This is a genomic window from Bartonella jaculi (assembly GCF_039543045.1).
Classification (GTDB): Bacteria; Pseudomonadota; Alphaproteobacteria; order Rhizobiales; family Rhizobiaceae; genus Bartonella; species Bartonella jaculi.
On record NZ_BAABIZ010000177.1, the window covers coordinates 1 to 704 of the forward strand.

The 704-nt window shown below is 40.1% G+C and carries 1 pseudogene; it reads left to right on the top strand.

Going from position 1 to position 704, the window contains the following annotated elements:
• Positions 1–704 (top strand): annotated as a pseudogene (locus tag ABD915_RS10045) (hypothetical protein); the annotation flags it as partial.

The window sequence follows — 704 nt, forward strand, 5'->3', positions numbered from 1 at the left end:
CAGTATCCTTGTTAAGCAAGAAGAAGAGGTGGCTTTAAGTCGCAATATCCGTGCAGGGGGAACAGGTCTTATCACTATTGGTAAGGGTACCGGTGGCACTGAAATCAGTATTTTAAACAAAGACAGCTGGAAGCGGAAACTTTCCGGTCTTATAGGTGGGGATCTCGGTAAAGATTCAGACGAAGCGGTGAGTGGTTCCCAGATACATATTATGGGTGGTAAGATAGCTACTTTTTTTGGTGGTGGTGCTGACTTTGGAAATGGAAACTGGGGCGGTCCTACTTTTAAAATTAAAACTGTTAAAGAAGATGGTACTGAAGGTGAGGAAACTCATCATAATGTAGCGGATGCTTTGAGTGGTATTGGTACTTCTATCAAGAATGTTAAAAATGATATTACCAATCAAATTAATAATGAAATTACTAATATAAAAGGCGATCGTCTTATTAAGTGGGATGAGAATGAGCAACTCATCAAGATTGGTGCAGAAAAACACGGTAATAAAATCACTATTTCCGATCAGGAAGGTAAGGCTCGAACTCTTTCTGGTGTTGCAGCTGGGAGTGCAGATACTGACGCTGTGAATTTTTCGCAACTGCAAAAAGTTGAAAAAGATGTTAAAGAACAAGTAGCAGCCAGTAGCTTCGTGAAACAGGATTCTGAAACGAAACATATCACCATTGGTAAAGAAACAGATGGTGATC